Raw genomic sequence first — 20,002 nt, forward strand, 5'->3', positions numbered from 1 at the left:
TTAGTGCAAGAGGTGTGTAAGTTCGGTAGTGTGGTGTCAGGCGGTCGGTCAGACTGCGTCAGCACCTACCAAAGCTGTCGTTGCGATCGTCGGAACTCGTTGAGGGGACCAGCGAGAGGGAACCAACCATGGCTCGAACCAGCACGAAGAAGGACAACCGCGAACGAGCACGTCAGCGCCGGGCAGAACTCGACGCTGAACGAGCCCGACGTGACGCCGCGATCGAAGAAGCCGCCTCGACGTTCTTCGACGCCAACGACGACCGGGACGAACTCATCGCCAAGCTCGACGCGATCGACGTGGACCGCGCCCTCGCCGTCCAGTCCCTCGTGGAGCTGAAGGAGACCAACCCGCGGATCGCGCAGCTGCTCGACATTCCGGTGACGGAAGTGCGCCGCCTGCGAGACCTCGGCGCCGAGTCCGCCAGCCCGCGCGCGGACGATGGTGCGACGTCAGACGAGGAGGCCAGGGAGGGTTCCGTGGACTCGGAGCACGCGGGTGAAGCCGGGCAGGCGGCGTGAACGTCGGAGCGGCGATCGTCGCGTCCGCGGTCGGCGTCGCGTGGATCGTCTGGTACCTCGGGTGGCGGCTTCGCAGCCGGACGGGTCTGCGCCGCACTGACCGGGCCCGGCGCGCGTCGAACGCTCTGATGGGGTGGGCTGCGTTCGAAGGGCTCGTGCTGACAGGCACCCTCGTGTGGACGCCTGCGCTCGGCGCGGTGCTCGTACTCCTGCCGCTCTGGCTGGTGCTGCGCGGAGTGATCGCGATCGTCGACCGCAGCGCCGAGCGCGCCGCGCAACGTCGCGACATGCTCAACGGGTATCCACCGGAACCGCGACCGGTCAGCTGGGACAACGTGCCCATGGTGGTCGTGCTCTGGTGGTTCGCGATCGCCTACGTCGGGGTCTTCCTGACGATCGTGTTCCTCGTCGCGTTCGCCGGCCCCGACGCGCTCGAGTCGGACCTCTCGACGAACGTGCTCATCGGCAGTGTCGCCGTGTGTGCCGTCCCGGCAATCGTGATCGGCGTGGTCCGTAAGCTTCGCCGCGATCAGGCGATCCGCGACTTCCAAGCCCTCACCGCCGGCATCGAGTCGCGAGTGCGGCTCGCTCAGGGCTCGCAGCCGGACGGCCCGCGCGACAAGCAGTAAGCACCGCCGGCCGCGCGTAAGCGGGCAGGCAAGATAGGAACCGACGGGCCCGGCGCCGCGATGCGCGGGGTGCTGTGGCCGTTAGGGATGAGGAGTCACGACGATGGGTGCACGAGCCGCGATGGTCATCACCTGCGACGTCGTCGGCTGCGACCAGGTCATCGTCCCGATAGCCGGACCCGACGACAACAGCAGCCGCACCGAAGCACGCGCCTACGCCCGCACCCGCGGGTGGACGACAGCCGACCGCTCCCCCAGCTGGACCGACACCTGTCCCGCGCATGCCGGTGACGTCGTCGCTCGGACCGCTGGCCAGGTTGGGGCCTCTGGCCGTTAGGTGTCGGTGGTCACCAGAGCGTCGGGGTGTCTGGCGCGATCCCTGTGCGGCACGCACGGATTGCTGCCGGGTCCCACCCGTGATCCCGGAACGCTTCGCGGAGCTCACGAGACAGCGTCACTCGTTCGCCGCGCTGTAGGCCGGCCATCCGAACCGCGGTCGCCCCGTTGCGGTGACGGCCGCGCTGCACACGCTCGAGCATGTTCCCTCGGTGCGTACCCGGTGCCAAGTGCGACACCGAGTTGTCGACGTCGACGTGGACGCACAACGGGATATCGCAGGCGTGCAGCAGCAGCACCGTCGGGTGCAGCGCCGTGCCAGTGAGGTGTTCATACAGCCACCGCTGCGGCCGCATCGCACGCTGACCACCGTCGGGTTGCGGAACCCAGAAACGGCCGTAGCCGTCGTCTCCAATGGCACCGGTCCAGATCCAGCAGTCACTGGGCGCCGGCCCCCGCACGACGTGCGAGAAGAAGCGTTCCTCAGCGCTCACCGGAGTCGGCCCGCTCATGGACCGGCGCTGACGTCGGGACAGAACGGGAATCGCCCAATCACGCCAGCAGCAGGATCGCGAAAACGACCGCGATGACACCGACGATCGCGCATCCGATCCACAGTCTTACGATGACCGGGCTATGCCGCGCGCTCGGGACGGTGAACCACCCGACGACGCCGGCGATCGCTACGACGGCCGCGACGACGGCTAGGCCAACACACCAGCGCCCAAGGGTCTCGAAGATGGGCAGCGGCGGACGGATGGGCCGGGTATCGAGTCCGTTCATAGCTGGCAGCCTTCCGTTTGGGACGCGTACTGGGGGAACATGCGGTCCATCGTTGCTTCGTGGCGTGCGGCGCGGTCGTCCTCGCCGCGGACGCGGGAGATCTCCGCGAACGTGGCGCGGTCCGGTTCGGCGGGGGCGGGTCGGCGGCACATCTCGGCGTAGTACCGGTTGGCGTCGTGCTCGGCCTGCTCGAGGCGGGCCCGTAGTTCGAGGACCTCTGCGATGAGCGCCGGGGCGGCCATCTGGAACCCGACCATGTAGCCGGCCTCCCACACCTGCCGCTGCTCGTCGGTGAGCTCCCACTCGCGGACGTTCTCGGTCGGGTCGGCGGTCGCAGCGTCGATGGCGCGGAACGCGGCCACGGTATCGCCGGCGTAGAGCTCGTCGACGGCGTCACGGGTGGACTGCTGCACGATGTCAGGGCGGACGGCGGTCGGACGCTCGAGGGTCATCGTAATCACGCGGCCGCGCTCGAGGCGAGTTCGCCGATCTTGTCGGGGCGGAACCCGCTCCAGGAGCCGGTCTCCGTGTCGGTGACGACGATCGGGGCGTTCATGCCGAGGGTGGTCTTCCACTCTTCGATCTGCGCCTGGTCGACGTCGTCGAGGATCGCCTCGGTGTACTCGATGCCGGCGGAGTCGAGGGCACGCTCAGTGGCCAGGCACATGCCGCAGAAACCAGACTTGGTGTAAACCGTGATGCTCATCGAAATCACCTTCCGAAAGTTTGTGATGCAGTGGGGGCCCCTCCCCCGTTGCATGCTTCTATTCTATAACGCGCGGGCCTATATCGGTACCTTTTTCCGCACATTCTTCTACTATTTTCTGCCGATCGGCACACCTGTTGCCAACCTATGCACCTGCATTGTTTGACACCAGGGCATGACGTTTACGAACGTACGGCTGGGGCATCGATAACAGCGGGAGGGCTGGGAATCCCCAGGAGCATTGAACCGGTAACGCAATCACCGGAAGCCGTTAGGAGTAGCGGGCTGCGCATTCCTGAACTGTGTCGTCCCGGCGCTTTTCACCATGTCGCCGACCGCCACCGTCCCGGCGGGTCAGCCCGTGACGGGGTGCAGGGTGCTGGTCGCGGTGGTGGCCACGGTGACGTCGTCGTGGTCGCACTCCCAGAACACGGATCGGATCTCGTCGGCGATCGCTTCGGGCAGCTGCTCGTTCGTCCATGCCGTCGACGGGAACGACACCGTGACGGTGACCGTGGTCATCGGGTCGGTGGAGGACGGGCCGTGCCCGGCCCCGCCCCACTCGTACTGCCAGGCGAAGCCGACTTCACCGGTGGGTCCGCCGCCGTGGACATCGAATGCGGCGCGGTGTTCGTCGTCGGTGTGGTTCGGGCGGCGGGTGCAGTGCCATTCAAGGCCGCCGACGTCGTACGTCGTCGCTGCGCACTCGGCGCCGGTCGGGTCGAGGTCCGCGGCGGGAGCTGCAGAGTCGATCTGCTCGCCGATGGTGGCGGGGCGTTCGTAGGTGATGTGCATGAGGGGCGTTCCTCTCTAGGCTTCGTGGCCGGGTGCACGCTTGGTCGGCGGTCGCACCCTGTGGGAAAGGGGGCCGCGTCGCCGTCGCTATCGGCGGCGCGGCCCGCCCGGCTACTGGTGGGCCGGGGTGGGGGTGAGGTCGACGCGTTCGAGAACGAACCGGACCGCGGACCATGCCGACAGGTTCGGGTGCGCCCACCCGCGGCCGCCGGCGCTGAAGTCCTCGGCGCGGCCGTCGGTGAGGTCGTGGTGGCCGTTGAGGGTGCCGTGCTCGTCGCAGATGACGAGGTGCCGCATGCTGCTGTCCTCGCGGATCACCCGCTGTGCGGCCAGGTGGCCCGCGGGCGAGTAGTTGCGGGCACAGCTGTATCGGACTTCGGTCGGCAGCTGGTCGACTTCGCCCGCGACGAGGGTGGTCACGTGTTCGTCGTAGGAGTCGGTCTGGCCGTTGAACGATCGTCCCTGGAACTTTCGCGTGATGGCGTCGACCTGTAGCCAGGTGGGGCCGTCGTCGTAGGTGACGTTGATCCACGCGGCCGCGGTGCCGGTGGCGCAACGAACGGAGAACTTCACGCCGGGGAACGTGGTCCGCAGCTCCTTGCGGAGCAGCGCGGCGACGTCCTTGGTCGGGATGATGGTGCTGGTCATGGGGTGCCCCTCACTGGGTGTGATCGGTGATGATGGGTGGAGCGGGAGGGGGCAATTACGACTTGTCCCCTCCCGCGTTGGATCACTCCGCGGGTGGCGTGTAGGTGATCGTGTCGACGAACGTGGCGAGTTCGATGCCCTCCAGGACGGCCGTGTTCGTGAGCGTCCAGCCCAACGACGCGGCGGTCTTGAGTTCCGCGGATCGCTCTCGCAGAGCCGCCGTCCTCGCTTCCGTTGCGTCGTCCGCCTTGCTAACTGCGGTGACAATGGTTTCGATCTGATATCGCATTTGTTCTTCCTCTCCCTCTCGTTTTTTTGCCGTGAAGGCGACTTGTCGCCGCTAGGACGGGAGGGTGTAGTGCAACCCGAAGGGCGGAGGGGGAGAGAATTTCGGCGCGAAATAAGGGAGCGAAGCGACCGCGTGCCGAAAATCTCGGAGGATCCGGCGGCTTGCCGCTTGCGCGGAACCCGGATGGACGTACGCTGCCGAAGGCTTCACGGCAAAGAAACGGGCCGGAGGCCCAGACAGTGCCGGCGAAGTCGGTTCCACCCGGAGCGAAGCGACTCCCGGCCTCCGGCCGGAAGCCCTGCCCCGGAAACCCTGTCCGCTACTGTGTGGGCGATTCAGGGGGTCACATGAAGCGACGACAACGACGGGTACCCGTCCCGTCTGCTGCAACGCTCGGAGTGCGTGCCGGCGGGGTGCGAGATGTTCCTCGCCTCACGGTTTGGTCCTGGCGCATGGTGCCGCGCAACCCGGTCTACGTCTGGCTCATCGTCGGGGTCGCGGCGATCTCGTGTGTGGGAATGCTGCTGTTCGGAGATCCGCTGTGGATAGCGCTTGCTATCGCACCGATTGTCGCGGTCCTCACGGCGTTCACGATCACCGCGGCGTCAGGACTCGCGTGGGCCTGCCTCGCTTTGGGCCGACACACGGTGATCTATATGACCGCCGACGCTGCGCTGAGCTTGTCGACCGGCATCGACCGTCGGGGGCAACCTCGCTGGCAGGTTTTCGAGCACCTTGCCCGCGATCGGGGCGGCTACGGGCGTGCACTGCGAGACCAGATCGCGCCCGGCATCTGTGCGGCGGCCGACCACGCCGGCGTCCCGATCATGGCGACGGCGGTCGATCGGCGCGTCCTCGGGATCTACCTCAACACCCTCGCCGCGTTCGAAGTTGAGCGGTGGAAGGGCCGCAGGGTCATCCGCTGGCCGCGACAGGCTGCGGACGTGAGCCAGGCGCCTACCGGGAACCTGTCGGCCTCCTAGGCGCTGTTTAGCGCGGCGCCGCTCTGCGGTGTCGTCGCGATGCGAGCTCCGTCGAGCAGCGCCGGGGTCGGGGAGGGGGCGGGGCCCCTTGCCGCGGCGGCGGAGCCGTCGCGCAGCCACGGACACCAGGACGGCCCGATGCGACACCTACGGGCCGGAATGGGACACGAACCGGGGCCGGGTGGGCGTGGGGGCCGCTGGCTGCGACCCCCACGCCGGTTCACCTACTCGGCGGTCGTGGCCTCGCCGTCCTCCGGCTCTGCGTCGGGCTGGATGCCTGCGGCGATCTTCTCGACCGGGCTGAGTGGGTAGCCCCACGCGGCCAACTGGTTGAGGTAGCCGCGGGAGTCGGCGTCCGGGGTGCGCCACCACTCACGGTTCGCCGTGTTCTCGAACCCGGCGAACACCACCGCGAGGGACATGTGCAGCCCCTTCGCGGGGTGCTGCTCGACCCACTGGGAGAGCGTGTCGCCGTCCCACCCGCTCGACTCGATGCCGAGCAGACTGCGGGCGCTCACCATGCCGGAGGCGTACCGGGTGTTGGCGTGGCGCGTGAGCGCGATCGCCAGGAACCGGGCGGCGTCCTTCGGCGCGTTCTTGCGCTGCAGGAGCGTCGCAACGAACTCGCGGCGCACGTCGTCGGCGGCGTCCCACGCCTTGTTGTTGGCGACCAGGAGCCGACGTGCGGCCTTCCGTTCCTCCGCCTCGGCTTCGGCGTCCGCGTCGGACTTCGGCTCGGCCGGGGTCGACGCCGGGACGCCGACGCCGATGCGCCCGACGCGGAGCGTGTGGACGTTCGGCGTCGCGCACACGGGAACGGCGACGACCTCGCCGTACTGTCGCACCTCGTACGCCGCGCCGGGGCACTCGGCGTGCTCGTCCTCGGTGATCGGGGTTCGGTCGTCGTAGGCGATCACGTCGTCACCGGCGTTGGTGAACCGGGACAGCGGTGCGTAGTCGTCGTCATCGGTCACAACCCGCTTGCCCGCTGCGGTCAGTTCCGCGGTGAGCGCGTCCACCGCGGCGGCACGCTCCCGGTCACGGCGGAGGCGCGCAGCGACGTGGGCCAGTTCGTCGTCGTCGTAGCCCTCCGCAATCCACTCCGTCAGTTCGGTGACTGCTTCGTCGTCGCCGTCGAACTCGGCCAGCAGCAGCGCCTGGGTGAACGTCGCCTGCCCGGACGCCACGGCCGTGGCTGCCGCGTCCGACTTCGCGACGGTCAGGGTCTGCTTCACGGCGTCACGCTTCGTGCCTGTCTCGCGGGCGATCGCGGTGACCGACAGGCCCTCGATTTCCAACTGGCGGTACGCCGCCAGGCGGTCGCCGTCCGACAGGGCGGTGCGGCGCTCGTTGGCGACCAACTGCTCCGCGATCCGCTTGGCGGTGCTGTCGTCACGGGCCGTGACGAACACCGGGACGGCCACAGCAGCCTCGCGGGCGGCGAGGACGCGCATCTGCCCGTCGCGGACCAACACAGCCCCGTCAGCGTTCCGGTAGCCGATGGTCGGCAGGAGCACCCCGTGACGCTTCACGGAGGCTAGGAACGCCGGGTCGAGGTCGGCCGCGGTGCGGACGTTGTTCTCGATCACCACGTCCGCCGCGGGGACGTGCACCAGGTCGACGCCGCTCGCGTCGGGCTGGGGCTGGTCGGTCAGGTGGGTGACGGTGATGTGTTCTGCAATGCTCATGGTCTTGATACGCTTTCCGGTAGTGACCGGGTGCGGGTCCTGGCAATTAGTGGTTGTCGGGAACTCCGCACCCGGTCTTTTTCTATGGGTGGGACTGCTGGGTGTTACTGCTGGCGGAACACTGCGGACAGTGCTTCCGCCCGGGTGAGCGCCGTTCGTGCATGTTGGAAGGCGCGCATGACGGCCGTGTACTGATCCGGCGACAGCGACCGGGTGTCCCCGGCTTCGTCGTAGGTCAGGAACAGGACCGTCCCGTACAGCGGCGACGCCGCCCGGGAACGCCCGAGGTCAACCGCTGCGACGGTGGCGAGGTCGTTGCGCTCCCCCGCGTACATGCCCTCGTCATCGATCCACGCGTCGATCCGGCCGTCGAGGCGGACCACGTCCACCAGGCGGCACCCGATCTGCTCCCGCGTGCCCTGCAGGGTCGACTCACGTGCGTTCACGACGACGCCTTCAACCGCACCATCTGCGGTCGCTCGAATACCCATCAACTTCATTTCCTCTTCCTCTCCCTTTCGTTGTTTGCCCGGGAAGGCACGTAGTGCCGATAGGACGAGGAGCCGGGGTGCAAGCCCAAAGCGGCGACGCTCCGAGAAGTTTCGATCGGCGCCGTCCATTGACGGAGGAGATGAGCCCGACGGTGCCGGTCGAAAGTTCTCGCGTGCGGCGGTGGCGACGGCTTGCGGCCCGGAACCTCGTCCGTACAATCGCCGAAGGCTTCCCGGGCAAACAACGAACCCGTCAGGGTTCGACAAGCACTGGCCGGCTTGCCGGCTCCCCTCAGACAAGATCAGCCCGCCGAAGGCGGCCCGCTCAGACCAGAACAGGCCGCCGCCGGCGGTCCGCTTGGATCCCGCGTGCTTGAGGAGCTCGCCGGCGCGCAGAGACCAGCGAACGTGAAGCGGCCCCGGCCTGTTGGGGGGAACAGACCGGGGCCGGCTGCAGCTCGAGCGAATTGGGGGGCTGCTCGAGCCGCGACGCCCGAAGCCACTGGGGGGAATGGTCCGGACGCAGACCATCACGGTACGCATGACCCCCGACGTCGGCAACCGGGGCCGGCTATGACGTCGCTGAGAACTCCACACGGTGCTTCACGGCGGCCCGCCACACCCACGCCGCAGTCGCGGCCTGCCCACTCCCCCACTCGACCAGGACCGCGTCACCGGTCGCGGCGATCGCCTTCGCTTCCACGCGGCGATCGACACCACGGTAGGTGCGGATCCACGCGTGTACGGGCGCGGGCGGCACGACGTCGCCCACCGGGCCACCGCGGGCGTCTGCGGGCAGCGACACGGCTTCCTCGGGCACCCAGCGGCCACGCCGGCGCTGACCCATCAGCGGCGGCCCTGCGGCTTCAGAGCACGCTTCTTGATCCGCTCGAGGGGCAACCACACGTGGTGCACGAAGCCCATATGCACGAGCTGCACGTAGACGGCGTCGCCGTCCGCCTGCTCAACGAACCCGGGGCACGTCTGCAGGCCCGACCGGGTGAACTCGACCCGCACCCACACCGCCGGGTAGCCCGACACCCTGTCAGGCGCCGGCGGGGCGTCGATGCCGAGCGGCTGGTCCTCGGGCGGATCGGGGTGGATGGGCGGCGCCCACCGGTGTTCGGGCATGCCACCGATGATGACCGCGGCCGCCGACGCCGCAGGTGTCGGAGCGCGCTGCGAGGATGGATCCATGACCACCGTCCGCGGCACGATCCGCTCCACGAACACCATCACCGCCGACGGCCACGCAGACGATCAGAGCACCGCCCTGGCCGCCTACCTGCAGTCGATCCCCGAAGGGTGGATCAGCCTCGGCATCACCGTCGACGCCTGACGCCGACGGTCACTGCCGGCGCCGCTCGTCTTGCACCAGTCCGATCAGCGCGAGGGTGCGCTGCAGCTCAGCCTCGGACTCCCAGAAGCCGGCCACAGAACGGTCGAGGAGGTTCAACTGCTTGATCGCACGCCGGCGTGCAGCCGCGAGTTCGTCGACGGTGAGCCACTGCAACGCCTCGAACTCGTCTGTCACATCGCGGAGCGTACCCGTGCCTCAACTGCCATCTTCACTGACCAGCCACCTCGAACAACCGCGCCGACGTGGCACGCCTGACCATGACTGTTCCGATGGCCTGCGCAGCGAAGCGAAGACAGGGCGCCGCGCGTAGCGCGTATCCGTGTGCCCTCTGCCGGTGCCCCGAACTACGGTGGCCGCATGGAGACCGACTACGCAGCACCCCGCGACGGACTGCGGATCCTCGTCGAGACGGCCAGCGAATACGAAGGCATCCGGGCGGCACGACTCTTTGACCCAGCCGTCGGCGAGCCGTTCGACCCCGGTCATCGATGGGGGCGAATCCTCGCCTACGCGTGGCCCATTGACCCTGACCTCGTCCTGTTCTCCGGAGTGTCCTACATAGCTGGTGTGCGCGCGGAGTGTGACCGTTTGCAGCGGCGCCCGCCTGCTTGGGATGAAGTTGTCGACCATCTGGCGATTGCAATCGATCCCGGGCGTTACCCGGAGATCGTCGTCGACGACCTTGGCCGGTTCATCCGAGGACAGGTACCGCACCTCTACGGCGCCCGGATCTGACGGCTCACCGCTCGCACACAGCGTCTCGATAGCCGATCGTCTACCGGTCGCTGGAACGACGCTCGGCTCGAGCTCGACGTCGCTCGTCACGCCTCGCCCGCCACTCGGCGTCCTGCTGATCCTGCAGCGGGCTTCGACTCATGCTCCCGCGGGCCGCGAGGAAGATGAGCACGGCGACGACAACCAGGACTACCGGCACGAGCAACTGCAGAATCAACATTGCTACCCCTATCGATCGGTCGTGCCACTCCAGATGTGGGTGGAGCTTAGCGAGCCGTTGGCGACAGAGGTGCCGTCCGGTTGCCGATCGCTCGCCGGACGGTCTGCAGGGGCCCGCTGGGCTGTGTGGACGGGCCGGAGGAGCTTCGTCTCAACTCCGGCCCGCGCAGGAGCTGGTGAGACCCCTGCGCGTGACCGTAACCCGGGGGACGCGACAGCATCAGCGAGAGTCCGCGATGCGTCGCGCCCGATGCCGAGCGCCGGCGGTCAGATCTTCGCGAGGGCGCCAGCCGTTGCAGCTGCCGCTTCCCAGTCGATGTTCGCGTCAGCAGCAGGGGCGTGGAACTTGACCCGTCCACGCACGGCGGCCTCGGTCGCCGTGTAGAGCGGGTTGTCGAACCCAGCGATGAGCGCCGCGACAGCGTCCTGCAGCCCTCGGTACGCGTCGACGTCGTGCGCGTCGACGCCAGCAGTTACCTTGCTCGCAGCAGCAGCCGCGGTCTTCCTCGCATCAGCGATGGCTTCGCCAGCGTGATCGATCGCCCACGCGTGCAGCGCAGCCAGGAGCATGGCCGCCTGATCGTGCGCAGGACCCGAAAGGCTAGCGACCCGGGTGTACCGGTTCGCGGCCATCTCCACGAGACCTTCGGACTCAAGCCGGGCGATCGCTTCCCGCACCGGAGTACGAGAGACACCGAGCCAGCTCGTGAGCTCCTCATCGTTCAGACGCTCCCCCGCCTCGAGGGTGCCGTTCTCGATCGCCTCGAGCATCTGCTCGTAGACGACGTCACGGAGAAGACGGCGGGGACCCTGGCTGGTCGGAGACTTCGGAACAGGCATGCCGGGACCATATCCCGGATATCAGTGCATGGTCCGCTCGCCACTCCGGTCGATGGAAGCCGTGGGCCGGTAGCGACGCGGGCAATCGCGCCCCGGCCCGAGCGCTAGGGCAACGCTCCAGGACCGGAGCGTCGATGCTCACCAGCGAGCCCTAGTCAGAGACCAATCGGGTGTGGCTCGCACAAGGAACCTACGCGTCCCCCCTTTGGAGGACAAGGGGTTGGGCAGCTCACGCAGCACAAGAGCACTTCGGCTCGGTGTGCGCACACATGTTGCGCGAGGACTGTGACGGGTAGGTGCCGGACCGATCGGGTCGGAATGGCACCTGGATGGGGACAGCGTTCTTCTGGCCCCGGCGGGTCGAGCCGGGGTTAGGGAGAACGGCACCCCGCTCGACCCGTACCTACGCGCCGACGGGGTGAGCTGGAAATCAATGAGCCGGTGGCCGAAGCCCGGTAAGCACCAGGGTGAGAACCCGGTGCCATGCGTCTGCAGGTGCGGGCGGATTCATGACGGATACGACTGCGGCACAGACCGCTCGAAAGTCAGCGAACGAGAAGTCGTCACGGACGAGCCCTTGGGTATGGTCGGCGGCGATGAGGGCACCTATGGGCCCCTCCGACTCCTCGATCGCGAGGCGGACCTCGTTGCCGAGTCCCGTTGCGTGGCCAAGCAGCGCAGCACGCAACGCTCCGTCCTCTGCGGCGCTGGCCATGTACGCCTCAAGCAGCGTTCGCACGCGAGAGCGCCCGTCGGCCTGCTCGCCGGCGAACCGAACAGCATCGTCCGCGAGTCGACGAATGCGGAGCGCGGCGATCGCGTCGACGAGGGCCGCCTTGTCAGGAAAGTGCCGGTAGAGCGTCCCCACACCAACGCCAGCATCCGACGCGATCTGCTCCATGGACACTCCAGTGCCCGAAGCGCGAAGAAGCACCGCGGCATGCTCCGTGATCCGCTGGCGATTGCGCTCCGCATCCGCTCGCATCGTGCCCCTTCCTTCTGCAACGTCTGAGGCGTACCGTATCAAACGGAAGCATGCTTCCGTTTACGAATTGGAGACCCTATGAACGCCCCAGCCGAACTCATCGTCGAAGCTCGCACCGACACCACCCGGGCGGCAGTCGCCGTGCGCGGCGGCAGGATCGTGGCGGTCGCCGCGGATGCCGCCGGCGTCGATGCACTGCACGGCACCTGGCGCGGCGACTCCACCTCCGTCCTCCCACAACACGGGGTCCTTGCTCCGCTCTTCATCGACACGCACAACCACCTCGCGTTGGCATCTCGGAACGTGCTCGGAGTGCCCATGCACGACGTGCGAACGATCGACGAGATCCTCGATCGCATCCGGGAACGCGCCGCGCAGACTCCGGCAGGATCCTGGGTCATCACCGCGGCGGACTGGCACGAGATGCAGCTACAGGAACGCCGCTTCCCCACCGCAGTCGAGCTCGACGACGCAGCACCGGACCACCTCGTCCTGGTGCAGCGTGGCGGCCACAACGCCGTCCTGAACAATGCAGCGCTTGCTGCTGCCGGCGTCACCGCAACCTCCGGCGACGTCGCTGACGGGTATGTCGCTCGGGCCGACGACGGGACCCCCACCGGGCTGCTCCAGGACGGTGCGCTCACCGCGATGCAGTCAATGCTCCCCGGGGTATCCCAGGAGGACCTCATCAAGGGGATCGAAGCGACGAGTCGCACCTACCGGGCAGCCGGCGTCGGCGTCGTCCGGGACCCAGCCGTGTCCGTGGAGGAGTGGGGTGCGTTGCAGCGGGCCCGATCAGAGAACCGGTTGCACGTTCGAGCGTTCTCGATGATCTTCTCCCCCTCTCCGCTCATCGCTGCGGCTGGCTCCATGGATGCATACCTCGACGGACTTGAGGCAAAGGGAATCCACCCGGACGACGGCGACGACCTCCTCCGACTCTGGGGCATCAAACTCGTCGTCGACGGCGGGGTGGAAGCCGCCGCGCTCCGCGAGCCCTACGCCGACCGGCCGGACTTCACCGGCACCCTGCTGATGACGCCCGACGCGCTGACGGATGCACTGCGCGCCTGCGTCACCCGCGGATGGCCCGTCGGCACCCACGCCTGCGGAGACGCCGGAATCGACGCGTTCCTCGACGCCGTCCAGCGGAACGTGGACCGCGGCATCCAGCACGAACACGGTCACGTCGTCATGGAGCACGGCGCCCTCATGGACGCCGACCAGATCGCGCGAGCAATCGCACTCGACGTGCACATCACCGCCCAGGAAGCGCTCCGAGATGGGCTCATCGCACCGTTCGTCGAAGCATGGGGACAGCAGCGGGCCTCCGCGATGTTCCCCTGGCGGGAACTGCTCGACGCTGGCGCATCCGTCAGCGCCGGCACCGACCACCCCATCAGCCCCCTCGACCCGATCGCCGGCATCCTCGGAATGACGACCCGACGCACGACGCTTGGGATCCTCGGCGCAGAGCACGCGTGCACCAGAGACGAGGCGCTCGAGCTCTACACACGTGCAGGCGCGGCGCTCCTTGGGCACGACCTCACGGGAACGATCACGGTCGGAGCGCCGGCCGACTTCGCCGTGTACCCGGTCGATTTGCACCGAGCCTCAGACGAGTCGCTTGCCGGCGCCCGTCCAGCCCTGAGCATCCTCGCCGGCGAGGTGTTGCACCACCAGGAGGAGTCTCGATAGCCGATCGTTCACCGCACGGTCGGCACGAGCCCACTGGGCCGTTTGGACGGACCGGAGGAGCTTCGTCTCAACTCCGGCCCGCCCAGGAGCTGGTGAGACCCCTGCGCGTGACCGTAGCCGTGCGGACACGACAGCAGTGGCAACAGTCCGCGATACGTCGCGCCCGGCCTCGGCACCGGCGGTCAGTTATTCGCGAGGGCGCCAGCCGTCGCGGCCGCCGCGTCCCAGGCGATGTTCGCGTCCGGGGCAGGGGCGTGGAACTTCACCCGGCCACGCACCGCGGCCTCGGTCGCCGTGTAGAGCGCGTTGTCGAATCCGGCGATGAGCGCCGCGACAGCGTCCTGCAGCCCCCGATACGCGTCGACGCCGTGCGCGTCGACGCCGGCAGTGAGCTTGCCTGCAGCAGCAGCCGCAGTCTTCCGGGCATCAGCCGTCGCATCGCCAGCGTGCTCGATCGCCCACGCGTGCAGCGCAGCCAGGAGCATGGCTGCCTGGTCATGCGCCGGGCCGGAAAGACTGGCGACCCGGGTGTACCGGTTCGCGGCCATCTCCACGAGACCTTCCGACTCGAGCCGGGCGATCGCTTCCCGCACCGGAGTACGAGAGACACCGAGCCAGCTCGTGAGCTCCTCATCGTTCAGACGCTCCCCCGCCTCGAGGGTGCCGTTCTCGATCGCCTCGAGCATCTGCTCATAGACGACATCACGGAGAAGACGGCGGGGACCCTGGCTGGTCGGAGACTTCGGAACAGGCATACCGGGACCATATCCCGGATATCAGTCGCGCGTGGGGCGCCGCACTGACCCGTCGCCAGCTGACGCGTGGGTCAGCAGTGCGCGTGTGATCGATTTCGGAAGTAGCCGCCGGTGTAGACAGCAAGGATCCCGACCCCGGCGACTTGCTATCGGCCGATAGCTCCTGGTTCATGTTCATGCTCAAACAGGTCGTTACGGCGCCGTCGGAGAACACTGGGCGCCGTCAGGAGGGCAGCGCCGAGGACGATGAGGCCGGCACTCAGTGGCAGCAGCCACGCCTCGTTGAACCCAGTGAATGCCAGGCCCGGCGGAGCGGGAGAGGCAGCCGGAGGTGCGGACGGGACAGGAGTGGCCGCCGGATGGGTGGGAGACGTCGGTGTGACCGTCCGCACGTCGGCCGTGGACGGGTTGGAGCCCACCGGGTCACCGTTCGGGGTGGTGCCGACCGCGGTCGCGGTGTTCGACAGCGTCCTGTCTGTCAGGTCAGCGTGGGTGGTGGAGTACACGGCGGTGCAGGTCACCGATTGGCCGGGCGCGAGTGACTGCGCGGCGGCTGGACAGGTCGGTGCCGGAAGGGTGCCGGAGCCGGTGAAGGTTCCCTCGGCGGGACGCACGTCCCGCTGGGTCACTTCGCCGGTGTTGGTGATGGTGAACGAGTACGTCACCTTCTGGCCGACGGTGTGCACCTTCGTCAGGTCGGCTGTCTTCAGCAGCGCGAGCGCCGGGTGGGTGGTGCCGGGCACGGTCGCCGTCGATGCGTTCGAGGTCACCGGAGTCCCACCGGGCGGGGTGCCGGCAGCGGTTGCGGTGTTCGTGATCTTCCCCGCGTCGACGTCGGACTGGGTCACCGTGTACGTGGCGGTGCAGGTCGCCGCAGCGCCGACGGGGAGACTATCGACTGGGCAGGTGATTGCAGACAGTTCGCCGGTGCCGGTGAAGTCACCGTCGTCGATCGCGACATCCTCGAGCGGCACGTTGCCGGTGTTGGTGACCGCGAACGAGTACGTGATCGTCGTGCCGACCTGGATACCTCCGCGACCGGTCAGCGTGGCGGTCTTCACGAGCGACAGGCCGGGTGCCGGCGTGGTGGTCGGTGTGTGGGTTGTGGAGGGCTCGGACGAGGTTGCCGTGTCGGCGTGTGGCGGGGTTCCGTGGGAGGTGGCGGTGTTCTCGACCGTCCCTGCGCGGACATCGGCGGCGGTGACCGCGTACGGAGCGTCAGCGGTGCAGGTCTGCTCTGCGCCGACATCGAGCATCCGTGTGGGGCATGTCACTGGTCCGGCTTTTGTGTCGGTGACGCCGACGTCGGTCATCGTCGTGTTGCCGGTGTTGGTGACGGTGAACGTGTAGGCGATGGTGTCGCCGGTGTCGGTAATGCCGTTGCCGTTGCCGTCGACCGGGGTTCCGGCGTGCTTGACGATCCCCATCGAGGGGTGCTGGTGTACGGGGATCCGCACGGTGGAGGGCTCAGACGTGATCGGGGTGTCCGAACCGGGTGGGGTGCCCTGCGCCGTTGCCGTGTTGGTGAGGTTCCCGCCGGCGTCGATGTCGGCCTGGGCGGTCGTGTACGTCGCAGTGCAGGTCGCATCCTGTCCAGATGCGAGTGCGGTCTCGGGGCAGTCGATCGCGGAGAGGTCGCCCGTTCCGGAGAACGTCCTGTCGGTGATGGTCGGTTTCGACAGCGTCACGTTGCCGGTGTTGGTGATGGTGAACGAGTAGGAGATCTTCTCCCCCGCGGCAGTGATCTCCGTGGCGTCTGCGGTCTTCTGCACGCTGATCGCGGGAGTCTGATCGACGGTCACCGTCGCGGTCGACGGGGTGGACGTGATCGGCTTGTCGGTGCCGGGCGGGGTGCCGGTCGCGGTCGCCGTGTTCGTGATTGTGCCGGCGTCGATGTCGGCTTGGGTGGTCGTGTAGGTCGCAGTGCAGGTCACGGCCGTTGCGGGGGCGAGGGAGCCGTCGGGGCAGGTGATGGTGGAGAGCTCGTCGGTGCCGGAGAAGTCCTGATCGGTGACGCCCACGTCGTGGAGGGTGACGTTGCCGGTGTTCGTGACGACGAACGAGTACGTCACCGTCTGGCCCGCTTTCGACACCGTTCCCGGGTCCGCGGTCTTCGTCACCGTGAGGGCGGGCGTCTGGTCGGCGGGCACCGTGACGGTGGAGGGGTCAGCGGGGACCGGGTCGCCGTCGGGCGTGGTGCCGGTGGCGGTCGCGGTGTTGGTGAGCGTCCCGGCGTCGACATCTGCCTGGGTCACGACGTACGTCGCCGTGCAGGTCACGCTGGCGCCGGGTTCGATCGACGCTGCTGCGGCTGGGCAGGCGGGGTCGGTCAGGGTGCCGCTGCCGGAGAAGTCCCGCTCGGTGGGGTGGACGTCGGTGAGGGTGGTGTTGCCGGTGTTGGTCATCGCGAATGAGTACGTGACGGTTGCGCCGACGGTGTAGGACGCTTGGTCGGCTGGTGCAGCAGTCTTCTGCAGCGACAGCCCCGGTCGCTGGTCGATCGGGATGGCAACGGTCGACGGGTCAGACCGTGTCGAGCTGCTGGCGGCTGAGCCGGTGCCGGCCGCCGTTGCCGCGTTGGTGAGGTCCCCGCCGGCGTCGATGTCAGCCTGGGTCGTCGTGTACGTCGCGGTGCAGGTCTGGTCGTCACCGACCGGCAGGCTGGTGCTCGGGCAGACGATGGTGGAGAGCTCGCCGGTGCCGGAGAAGTTGCGGTCGGTGACGGCGACATCGTGGAGGGTGACGTTGCCGGTGTTCGTGACGACGAACGAGTACGTCACCGTCTGGTTGGCGGCAGTGAGCCGCTGCCGATCCGCGGTTTTCACGACGGTGATCGCCGGGCGTTGGTTCACAGCGACCGTTGCTGTTGACGGGTCGGAGATGGTGGGTGCATCCGCTCGGGGTGGGGTGCCGTTCGCGGTTGCCGTGTTCGTCAGCGTGCCGGCGTCGATGTCGGCCTGGGTGACGGTGTACGTCGCCGAGCAGGTTTCCTGTCGGCCTGTGGCGAGGGACGCTTCGGGGCAGGTGATGGTGGAGAGCTCCCCGGTGCCGGAGAAGTCCTGATCGGTGACGCCCACGTCGTGGAGGGTGACGTTGCCGGTGTTCGTGACGACGAAGGAGTACGTCACCGTCTGGCCCGCTTTCGACACCGTTCCCGGGTCCGCGGTCTTCGTCACCGTGAGGGCGGGGGCGGCCGTGTTCGGGATCGTCGCGGTGGACGAGTCCGACTGGGTCGGGGTGTCGGATCCGGTCGGTGTTCCCTGAGCGGTGGCGTTGTTGGTGAGGGTTCCGGCGTCGACGTCCGCTTGGGTGAGCTCGTACGTCGCGGTGCAGGTCACGGCGCCGCCGACGGCGATGGAGGTGGTCGGGCAGGTGGGGTCGGAGAGTGTTCCGGTGCCGGTGAAGTCGCCTTCGGTGATGCTGACGGTGTGCATCGGCACGTTGCCGGTGTTGGTGACGGCGAATGAGTACGTGATCCGCTGCCCGGGCTCGTAGGATCCGGGTCCGGCGGGGTCCGCCGTCTTCACCAGCGACAGTGCCGGCGCGGGTGCGGTCACCGGTGTCGATGTCGTCGACGGTGCAGAGGTCACCGCGGTGCCGGTCGGCGGGGTCCCTGATGCGGTCGCGGTGTTCTCCACCGACCCTGCTCGCTCGTCGGCAGCGGCGATCGTGTAGCTGGAGGCTGCGGTGCAGGTTTCGTTCGCGCCGACGGCGAGGGCGGTGCTCGGGCAGGTGACTGCGCCGAGCTTGACGTCGGTCACACCGACTCCGGTGAGGGCGACGTCGCCGGTGTTGGTGACGGTGAACGTGTAGGGGATGGTGTCCCCGCTGTCGGTGATGCCGTTGCCGTTGGCGTCGACCGGGGTGCCGGCGTGCTTGACGAGGCCGATGCTGGGTGCGCTGAACTCGACGGTGGCAGTGCCGGGTGCGTTCAGGCCGGACGTTGTCACGTTGCTGGGCCCGTTGCTGTAGGTGCCGGCAGCCGCTGCGGTGACCTGCAGGCTGACCGTGCAGGCGGTTTGGCCCTGGTTCAGGTTCCCTCTCACCCCGACTGACCCGCCGCCGGCCGGCGCGGTCACAGTCCCCGCAGCGCATGTCGTGGTGGCAGCGTTCGGGTTCGCGACGGTGAGTCCGGCCGGAAGGGTGTCGGTGAAGGACCAGCCGTTCTTCGCACCGAGCTCGCTGGTGTTGGTGATCGTGAACGTGAGCGTCGACGTTCCGCCGGTTTTCACCGATTGCGGGGAGAAGGACTTGTCCAGCTGCGGGGTGACGTCGAGGATCCTGACGTTGTCGATCGTGTGGTCGTTGCCGACGCCGGAGCCGTTGTTGTTGAGCATCCGGATGCCGATGGATGCGCCGGAGAACAGCACAGCGCCGTTGGAGGTCGCGGTCGCCACGTTGACGTTTCTCGCCGCGGCGGTTCCGAGCGCGGGCACCGCGACCGTCTTGCCGGACGTGCACGCGTTCACCTGCGAGCCGGCGTTGGTGGGTGTGCCAGCGTCGTTGAGAAGTTGGAACTGCAGCAGCGGCGCGGACACGTTGCAGTTCGCGGCCGCGACGTCAGCGCTGAAGGAGATGAACCGGTTCGATGCGGTGAAGGGGATGTTGCTGGTGGTCTGGAACTCCACCAGGCCGGCGCCGGGGTTGCCCGCGGTGAATGCTGTGTCGGCGTAGTTCCCGCGCGCCGCCGCCGCGGTCTGCCCGCTGTAGATGCCCAACGCCTGCGCGAGCTGCTGGGACTGGTTCCAGGTGCTCTGCCCTGCCGCGCTCGTGCCGCCGGCGCTCGTGCAGTCGGAGACTTGCGCTGCCGCCGTAGTCGACTGGTTCGCTGACGCGATCCACCCGTTGCACAACGTCAGCCATGCGGGGTTCGCGGTGTACTTCTGACCAGACGTACCCGTATAAGACGTCAGCCGCTGGATCGGCGTGGTCCCCGGAACGTTCTGGAAGCCCTCAGTGAACACGGTCGTTGGCGCCGAGGGCGTTCCAGGGTTCCCGGGCGCCGCTGTTGCTGATCCCGCGAGCGACACCGATCCGGCGGTGAGCACGGCCCCGACAAGCACGATGACGAGTAGCGACGTCACCCGTCGAGTTCCGGCCGAGGTCAGGCGCGGCAGGTGGGCTCGCGAACGGCGGTGCCGTCGGTGCAGAGCAGGGAGGCGTGGCGCCATCAGGGTGTGTCCCGTTCGGATTCGGGTGAGCGACGCGGCAATCCATCGAACTGCTCACGAAGCTCGGGAGGCGGGAACGCACTCCAGGTGGTGAGATACCAGGTGATGAGCTCGCGGGGATCGACGGGTGTCTCCTCGAGTGGCTCGGGGTCCCACACCCCCGCCGCTGCGGCAACCGGCTTCAGGTGCGGCACGAGGGCGAGAAACGCGCTTGGGAGCACCGGGGTGATGACGCTGCTGCGGTTTCGCACGGATCCTGGCGAGACGCCGAGCATCGCTGACAGGTCCGAGAGTGTGAACCCGAGGGCCCGGGATGCAGCGATCAGGGACCGTGTTGCCCGGTACGCGTCTCGGCGCCGTGGTCCGCGTG

22 protein-coding genes are annotated in these 20,002 nt (G+C 68.2%); 6 read left to right on the plus strand and 16 right to left on the minus strand.

What is annotated here, in order from left to right:
• Nucleotides 1-128 precede the first annotated feature (128 nt).
• Both ORG17_RS17735 and ORG17_RS17740 read left to right on the plus strand, forming a co-directional pair.
• Complete coding sequence (locus ORG17_RS17735; protein ID WP_214527659.1) at nucleotides 129-521, plus strand: hypothetical protein; 393 nt, start codon at nucleotides 129-131, stop codon at nucleotides 519-521.
• Nucleotides 518-1,150 (plus strand): hypothetical protein, encoded by a 633-nt coding sequence (locus ORG17_RS17740; RefSeq protein WP_214527658.1) that lies wholly within the window; start codon nucleotides 518-520, stop codon nucleotides 1,148-1,150. The genes ORG17_RS17735 and ORG17_RS17740 overlap by 4 nt, the downstream gene beginning before the upstream one ends.
• Before the next feature lie 347 nt (nucleotides 1,151-1,497).
• On the opposite strand, the gene ORG17_RS17745 is transcribed toward ORG17_RS17740, so the two are convergent.
• The 7 genes from ORG17_RS17745 to ORG17_RS17775 all read right to left on the minus strand — a co-directional run bounded on the left by ORG17_RS17745 (nucleotide 1,498) and on the right by ORG17_RS17775 (nucleotide 4,707).
• Nucleotides 1,498-1,980 carry a hypothetical protein gene (locus tag ORG17_RS17745; RefSeq protein ID WP_301601460.1) on the minus strand — a complete coding sequence of 161 codons (483 nt, stop codon included), beginning with the start codon at nucleotides 1,978-1,980 and terminating at the stop codon, nucleotides 1,498-1,500.
• Between the two features lie 58 nt (nucleotides 1,981-2,038).
• Nucleotides 2,039-2,269 carry a hypothetical protein gene (locus tag ORG17_RS17750; RefSeq protein WP_214527656.1) on the minus strand — a complete coding sequence of 77 codons (231 nt, stop codon included), beginning with the start codon at nucleotides 2,267-2,269 and terminating at the stop codon, nucleotides 2,039-2,041.
• On the minus strand, nucleotides 2,266-2,721 hold the full coding sequence (locus ORG17_RS17755; protein ID WP_214527655.1) for a hypothetical protein: 456 nt from the start codon (nucleotides 2,719-2,721) through the stop codon (nucleotides 2,266-2,268). The genes ORG17_RS17750 and ORG17_RS17755 overlap by 4 nt, the downstream gene beginning before the upstream one ends.
• Nucleotides 2,722-2,726: 5 nt before the next feature.
• Nucleotides 2,727-2,975, minus strand: coding sequence for a glutaredoxin domain-containing protein (locus tag ORG17_RS17760; RefSeq protein WP_132100870.1), 249 nt, complete (start codon nucleotides 2,973-2,975; stop codon nucleotides 2,727-2,729).
• Between the two features lie 354 nt (nucleotides 2,976-3,329).
• Entirely contained in the window at nucleotides 3,330-3,770 is a 441-nt protein-coding gene (locus ORG17_RS17765) for a hypothetical protein (protein ID WP_214527654.1), read from the minus strand.
• Nucleotides 3,771-3,881: 111 nt separating this feature from the next.
• Nucleotides 3,882-4,418 (minus strand): LPD29 domain-containing protein, encoded by a 537-nt coding sequence (locus tag ORG17_RS17770; protein ID WP_214527653.1) that lies wholly within the window; start codon nucleotides 4,416-4,418, stop codon nucleotides 3,882-3,884.
• A gap of 82 nt (nucleotides 4,419-4,500) precedes the next feature.
• Complete coding sequence (locus ORG17_RS17775) at nucleotides 4,501-4,707, minus strand: hypothetical protein (RefSeq protein ID WP_214527652.1); 207 nt, start codon at nucleotides 4,705-4,707, stop codon at nucleotides 4,501-4,503.
• A gap of 452 nt (nucleotides 4,708-5,159) precedes the next feature.
• Here ORG17_RS17775 and ORG17_RS17780 point away from each other — a divergent pair, with 452 nt between their 5' ends.
• Nucleotides 5,160-5,690, plus strand: a complete 531-nt coding sequence (locus ORG17_RS17780; RefSeq protein ID WP_214527651.1) for a hypothetical protein — start codon at nucleotides 5,160-5,162, stop codon at nucleotides 5,688-5,690.
• 224 nt (nucleotides 5,691-5,914) lie between these two features.
• Here ORG17_RS17780 and ORG17_RS17785 read toward each other — a convergent pair whose 3' ends face one another.
• The 4 genes from ORG17_RS17785 to ORG17_RS17800 all read right to left on the minus strand — a co-directional run bounded on the left by ORG17_RS17785 (nucleotide 5,915) and on the right by ORG17_RS17800 (nucleotide 9,000).
• Complete coding sequence (locus tag ORG17_RS17785; protein WP_214586037.1) at nucleotides 5,915-7,378, minus strand: ParB/RepB/Spo0J family partition protein; 1,464 nt, start codon at nucleotides 7,376-7,378, stop codon at nucleotides 5,915-5,917.
• Between the two features lie 104 nt (nucleotides 7,379-7,482).
• Complete coding sequence (locus tag ORG17_RS17790) at nucleotides 7,483-7,824, minus strand: DUF3846 domain-containing protein (protein WP_214528054.1); 342 nt, start codon at nucleotides 7,822-7,824, stop codon at nucleotides 7,483-7,485.
• A gap of 616 nt (nucleotides 7,825-8,440) precedes the next feature.
• Complete coding sequence (locus tag ORG17_RS17795) at nucleotides 8,441-8,716, minus strand: hypothetical protein (protein ID WP_214528053.1); 276 nt, start codon at nucleotides 8,714-8,716, stop codon at nucleotides 8,441-8,443.
• A complete protein-coding gene (locus ORG17_RS17800) occupies nucleotides 8,716-9,000 on the minus strand; it encodes a hypothetical protein (protein ID WP_214528052.1) in 285 nt (94 codons plus the stop codon). Before ORG17_RS17800 ends, ORG17_RS17795 begins: the two co-directional genes overlap by 1 nt.
• A gap of 64 nt (nucleotides 9,001-9,064) precedes the next feature.
• Here ORG17_RS17800 and ORG17_RS17805 point away from each other — a divergent pair, with 64 nt between their 5' ends.
• On the plus strand, nucleotides 9,065-9,208 hold the full coding sequence (locus tag ORG17_RS17805; RefSeq protein ID WP_214528051.1) for a hypothetical protein: 144 nt from the start codon (nucleotides 9,065-9,067) through the stop codon (nucleotides 9,206-9,208).
• A gap of 9 nt (nucleotides 9,209-9,217) precedes the next feature.
• On the opposite strand, the gene ORG17_RS17810 is transcribed toward ORG17_RS17805, so the two are convergent.
• The gene (locus ORG17_RS17810) at nucleotides 9,218-9,403 is read right to left on the minus strand and encodes a hypothetical protein (protein WP_214528050.1); all 186 of its coding nucleotides are present in this window, start codon (nucleotides 9,401-9,403) and stop codon (nucleotides 9,218-9,220) included.
• A gap of 183 nt (nucleotides 9,404-9,586) precedes the next feature.
• Here ORG17_RS17810 and ORG17_RS17815 point away from each other — a divergent pair, with 183 nt between their 5' ends.
• On the plus strand, nucleotides 9,587-9,964 hold the full coding sequence (locus ORG17_RS17815; RefSeq protein WP_214528049.1) for a hypothetical protein: 378 nt from the start codon (nucleotides 9,587-9,589) through the stop codon (nucleotides 9,962-9,964).
• 486 nt (nucleotides 9,965-10,450) lie between these two features.
• Here ORG17_RS17815 and ORG17_RS17820 read toward each other — a convergent pair whose 3' ends face one another.
• Both ORG17_RS17820 and ORG17_RS17825 read right to left on the minus strand, forming a co-directional pair.
• Nucleotides 10,451-11,023, minus strand: a complete 573-nt coding sequence (locus ORG17_RS17820) for a GntR family transcriptional regulator (RefSeq protein ID WP_214528048.1) — start codon at nucleotides 11,021-11,023, stop codon at nucleotides 10,451-10,453.
• A gap of 430 nt (nucleotides 11,024-11,453) precedes the next feature.
• Nucleotides 11,454-12,008 (minus strand): TetR/AcrR family transcriptional regulator, encoded by a 555-nt coding sequence (locus tag ORG17_RS17825; protein ID WP_214528047.1) that lies wholly within the window; start codon nucleotides 12,006-12,008, stop codon nucleotides 11,454-11,456.
• A 159-nt stretch (nucleotides 12,009-12,167) separates the two neighbouring features.
• On the opposite strand from ORG17_RS17825, the gene ORG17_RS17830 reads away from it, so the two are divergent.
• Entirely contained in the window at nucleotides 12,168-13,706 is a 1,539-nt protein-coding gene (locus tag ORG17_RS17830) for an amidohydrolase (RefSeq protein ID WP_214528046.1), read from the plus strand.
• Between the two features lie 182 nt (nucleotides 13,707-13,888).
• On the opposite strand, the gene ORG17_RS17835 is transcribed toward ORG17_RS17830, so the two are convergent.
• Both ORG17_RS17835 and ORG17_RS17840 read right to left on the minus strand, forming a co-directional pair.
• Nucleotides 13,889-14,461, minus strand: coding sequence for a GntR family transcriptional regulator (locus ORG17_RS17835; RefSeq protein WP_214522317.1), 573 nt, complete (start codon nucleotides 14,459-14,461; stop codon nucleotides 13,889-13,891).
• 146 nt (nucleotides 14,462-14,607) lie between these two features.
• Nucleotides 14,608-19,425, minus strand: a complete 4,818-nt coding sequence (locus ORG17_RS17840; RefSeq protein ID WP_214528045.1) for a beta strand repeat-containing protein — start codon at nucleotides 19,423-19,425, stop codon at nucleotides 14,608-14,610.
• Nucleotides 19,426-20,002: the final 577 nt, after the last annotated feature.

The organism is Curtobacterium flaccumfaciens pv. betae (assembly GCF_026241855.1).
Classification (GTDB): Bacteria; Actinomycetota; Actinomycetes; order Actinomycetales; family Microbacteriaceae; genus Curtobacterium; species Curtobacterium flaccumfaciens.